Origin of the sequence: Streptomyces sp. NPDC057654, assembly GCF_042800135.1 — a bacterium.
Classification (GTDB): domain Bacteria; phylum Actinomycetota; class Actinomycetes; order Streptomycetales; family Streptomycetaceae; genus Streptomyces.
The window spans coordinates 1-4659 of record NZ_JBHVHQ010000697.1; the positions used below are offsets into that span (position 1 = coordinate 1).

The 4659-nt window shown below is 71.1% G+C and carries 4 protein-coding genes; all 4 read left to right on the plus strand.

Annotated elements, in window-relative coordinates; all coding sequences use genetic code 11:
• On the plus strand, nt 1-628 hold a 628-nt coding region (locus ACFU99_RS33880), incomplete at its 5' end, for a Dyp-type peroxidase (RefSeq protein ID WP_384399456.1).
• 291 nt (nt 629-919) lie between these two features.
• The gene (pheA, locus tag ACFU99_RS33885; protein ID WP_384399459.1) at nt 920-1864 is read left to right on the plus strand and encodes a prephenate dehydratase; all 945 of its coding nucleotides are present in this window, start codon (nt 920-922) and stop codon (nt 1862-1864) included.
• 657 nt (nt 1865-2521) lie between these two features.
• Nucleotides 2522-3799, plus strand: a complete 1278-nt coding sequence (gene serS, locus ACFU99_RS33890) for a serine--tRNA ligase (RefSeq protein ID WP_384399462.1) — start codon at nt 2522-2524, stop codon at nt 3797-3799.
• Complete coding sequence (locus ACFU99_RS33895) at nt 3796-4614, plus strand: HAD family hydrolase (protein ID WP_384399465.1); 819 nt, start codon at nt 3796-3798, stop codon at nt 4612-4614. Before serS ends, ACFU99_RS33895 begins: the two co-directional genes overlap by 4 nt.
• Nucleotides 4615-4659: the final 45 nt, after the last annotated feature.

Below are 4659 nucleotides of genomic sequence, written 5' to 3' on the forward strand. Positions count from 1 at the left end.
CACGCCGGGGGCGACCGCGAAGCCCATGACCGTACGCAACCTCATGGGCCAGGTCGACGGCACCAACAACCCGCACCCCTCCGACAAGGACTTCGACACCCGCGTCTTCGTCCCGTCCTCGGGCGGCCCCGCCGCGGAGAAGTGGATGGCGGGCGGCTCGTACGCGATCGTCCGGCGCATCCGGATGCTGCTCGACGACTGGGACCACCTCTCGCGCGACCGCCAGGAACGGGTCATAGGGCGGCGCAAGTCGGACGGCGCGCCGTTGTCGGGCGGTACGGAGACGACGCCGGTCGACCTCGACAAGTTCAACAAGGACGGGTCCATCGCCATCGCGGGCGACGCCCATATCCGGGTCGCGGCGCCGGAGTCCAACCACGGCGCGGCGATGCTGCGGCGGCCCTACTCGTACCACGACGGGTTCCGCGACGACGGCGCGCCGGACGCGGGGCTGCTCTTCGTCTGCTGGCAGGGCGATCCGATGAAGGGGTTCGTGCCGGTGCAGCGGAAGCTGGACCGGGGGGACGGGCTGTCGCGCTTCCTGCGGCACGAGTCCAGCGGGCTGTACGCGGTACCGCCGGCGCCGAAGCCGGGGTCGTATGTGGGGCAGGCGTTGCTGGAGGGGTGAGTTTCGCCGCTCGTCCGCTTGGCCGCTCGGCCGCTCGGCCGCTCGTCCGCTCGTCCGCTTGGCCGCTTGGCCGTCCGGCGCGGTCGTCCGCCGCGTTCTTCCGGCGCGTTCCTCCGGCGCGTTCTTCCGGCGCGTTCCTCCGTCCGGCGGTCGGACGGCGGGGCGGGCGGTGCGGGGGCTGAGTATCGTGGCGGGTTCCCCAGCCCGCCCGAGCCCCCTTACTCCCTCCCTCCGTTTTCTCTCGTCCCCCTTCCCCTTCCCCTTCCCTGTGATTCACGAGGAGCCTGCGTGATGTCGGCCAGCCGTTACACCTATCTGGGCCCCGAGGGCACGTTCACCGAAGCCGCCCTGCGGACCCTGCCGGAGTCGGCGACGCGCGAGCTCGTACCGATGGTGTCGGTGCCGACGGCGCTGGACGCCGTACGGGGCGGCGAGGCGGCGGCGGCGCTCGTGCCGATCGAGAACTCGGTGGAGGGCGGCGTCACCGCCACCCTCGACGAACTCGCCACCGGCGAACCGCTGATGATCTACCGCGAGGTGCTGCTGGAGATCGCCTTCGCGCTGCTCGTACGGCCCGGCACCGCGCTCGGCGACATCAAGACCGTCACCGGCCACCCCGTCGCCCAGCCCCAGGTGCGCAACTGGCTCGCGGCCAACCTGCCCGACGCCCTGTGGGAATCGGCGGCCTCGAACGCGGACGGCGCCCGGCTCGTACAGGAGGGGCGCTACGACGCGGCGTTCGCTGGGGAGTTCGCCGCGCCGACGTACGGGCTTCAGCCGCTGGTCACCGACATCCACGACGCGCGGAACGCGCAGACCCGCTTCGTCCTGGTCGGCCGCCCGGCCCGGCCCGCGGCGCGGACGGGCGCGGACCGCACGTCGCTGGTGATCTGGCTCGGCGACGACCATCCGGGCGCGCTGCTGGAGCTGTTGCAGGAATTCGCGGCGCGCGGGGTGAACATGATGCGCATCGAGTCGCGGCCGACGGGCGAGGGGATCGGGCGCTACTGCTTCTCCGTCGACTGCGAGGGGCACATCACCGAACGGCGGGTGGGCGAGGCGCTGATGGGGCTCAAGCGGATCTGCCCGAAGGTGCGGTTCCTCGGGTCGTATCCGCGGGCGGGGGTCGACGCGTCGGACCCGGCGCTGCGGGGGGAGTTGCGGCCGGGGACGTCGGACAGCGAGTTCGAGGCGGCGGCGGACTGGCTGGCGCGCTGCCAGGACGGGCGGGCCTGAGCACCACCGCGCGGGGAGGGGCCGGGGGCCGGTGGCCGGTGGCCGGGGGCCTGGCGGAAGGCGGTCGGTGGTGGCGGCTGATGCTTGCTGGTGCCTGCTGGTGGCTGTTGATGGCTGTTGATGGCTCTCCGTGCACCTGTGCACAACCCTCCGAGTTATCCACAGGGGCTTCGCCGCCCTGGGGACAAGTCGACACTGCGCCCGGGTTTCGTCGACAAATCTCTCTAGTCACCGCTCCGCCATCCACAGCCCGGCCCCCCGTGACTGTCACCTCAATTCCCTCGTTCAACCCTTTTGAGCGATCCATTCCCACCCGAATGAGGGCGTGAGCCCGGTTTGAACCGGAAATTCCTCGGCTTCCGCAGAACGGACAGAACGATCACCGTCAACATCCACAGAACTTGCTCACACCCTGTGGATAAAAGAAAAGCCATCCCCACCGCCTGTGGACAACCGCGGCCAACTGCCGCCGTACACAAGGCGGGTCGACGTCCGGCCGCCAGCCCATTCGCCCCTTTTCGGCCACCATCCGGAAATTCCCCGGCCACACTCCGTACCCCGTATTCACTCCTTTCCGACTTCCGGCAAAACGGTCATAACGACACGCAAAGGAATATCGCCTCGCTCGCCCGGAGCGCGCGAAGGTAACCTGAGGGGGTGATTGACCTTCGCCTGCTCCGTGAGGACCCCGACCGTGTTCGCGCCTCCCAGCGCGCCCGTGGAGAGGACGTCGCGCTCGTCGACTCACTCCTCTCCGCCGACGAGCGGCGCAGGTCGTCCAGCGTGCGCTTCGACGAGCTGCGCTCCGAGCAGAAGTCGCTCGGCAAGCTCATCCCGAAGGCCGCCGGGGAGGAGAAGGCCGAGCTGCTGAAGAAGGCCGGCGAGCTGTCCGCCGCCGTCAAGGCCGCCGACGCCGAACAGGGCGAGGCCGCCGACGAGACCCAGCGCCTGCTGCGGCAGCTCGGCAACCTCGTGCACCCGGACGTGCCCGTGGGCGGCGAAGAGGACTTCACCGTCCTGGAGACCGTCGGCACGCCGCGCGACTTCGCGGGCGAGGGCTTCGAGCCCAAGGACCACCTGGAGCTCGGCCAGGCGCTCGGCGCCATCGACGTGGAGCGGGCGGCCAAGGTGTCCGGCTCGCGCTTCTACTACCTCACCGGGGTCGGCGCGCTGCTGGAGCTCGCGCTGGTCAACGCCGCGATCGCGCAGGCCACCGAGGCCGGGTTCGTGCCGATGCTCACCCCCGCGCTGGTCCGCCCGCACGCCATGGAGGGCACCGGGTTCCTCGGCCAGGCCGCCGAGAACGTGTACCACCTGGAGAAGGACGACTACTACCTGGTCGGCACCTCCGAGGTGCCGCTCGCCGCGTACCACATGGACGAGATCATCGACGCGTCGCAGCTCCCGCTGCGCTACGCGGGCTTCTCGCCGTGCTTCCGCCGCGAGGCCGGTACGTACGGCAAGGACACCCGCGGCATCTTCCGGGTGCACCAGTTCGACAAGGTCGAGATGTTCTCGTACGTCGACCCGGAGGACGCCGAGGCCGAGCACCGGCGGCTGCTGGACTGGGAGAAGCAGTGGCTGACCGGCCTGGAGCTGCCGTTCCAGGTCATCGACGTGGCCACCGGCGACCTCGGCTCCTCCGCCTCCCGCAAGTTCGACTGCGAGGCGTGGATCCCCACCCAGGGCAAGTACCGCGAGCTGACCTCCGCCTCGAACTGCAACGAGTTCCAGGCCCGCCGGCTGTCCGTGCGGATGCGCGACGGCAAGCACGTCAAGCCGCTGGCCACGCTCAACGGCACACTGTGCGCCGTGCCGCGCACGATCGTCGCGCTCCTGGAGAACCACCAGCAGGCCGACGGCACGGTGCGCGTGCCCGAGGTCCTGCGGCCCTACCTCGGCGGGCGGGAGTTCCTGGAGCCGGTCGCCAAGTGAGCGCCGCCGCCCCGCCGCCGCTGCCGTACCGCCTCGTCGCGACCGACCTCGACGGCACGCTGCTCCGCGCCGACCACAGCGTCTCGGAGCGCACCCGCGAGGCCCTCGACCTGGCCACGGGCGCCGGGGCGGCACACATCGTCGTCACGGGCCGCGCCGTCCCCTGGACCAGGCACATCCTGGACGCGCTCGACTACCGGGGGCTCGCGGTGTGCGGGCAGGGCGCGCAGCTCTACCACGCGGGCGAGCAGCGGCTGCTGACCTCGGTCACCCTCGACCGGCAGCTCGCCGGGCTGGCCCTCGCCAAGATCGAGGCGGAGGTCGGCCCGCTCTACCTGGCCGCCAGCCGCGACGGCCTCGACGGCGAGGTCGTCGTCGGCCCCGGCTACCGCAGCCAGGAGGGCCCGCTGCCGGTCACCCCGCTCAGGGAACCGGCCGACCTGTGGTCCGCCCCCCTGAACAAGATCTACCTCCAGCACCCCGAGCTGTCCGACGACGCCCTCGCCGAGGTCTCGCACGCCGTCGCCGGGGGCCTGGTCGGCGTGACGATGGCCGGCGCGGGCGTCGTCGAACTCCTCCCCCTCGGCCTCACCAAGGCCACCGGCCTCTCCCTCGCCGCCCGCCGCCTCGGCATGAAGGCCGCCGACACGGTCGCCTTCGGCGACATGCCCAACGACATCCCCATGTTCAGCTGGGCCGCCCACGGCATCGCCATGGCCAACGCCCACGACGACCTCAAGGCCGTCGCCGACGAGATCACGGCCTCCAATGAGGAGGACGGGATCGCGGTGGTTCTGGAACGTCTCTTCGGCTGAGAGCGGCTCAAGGCTGGGTGACTGCTCGAAATGGCTTTCGACGGG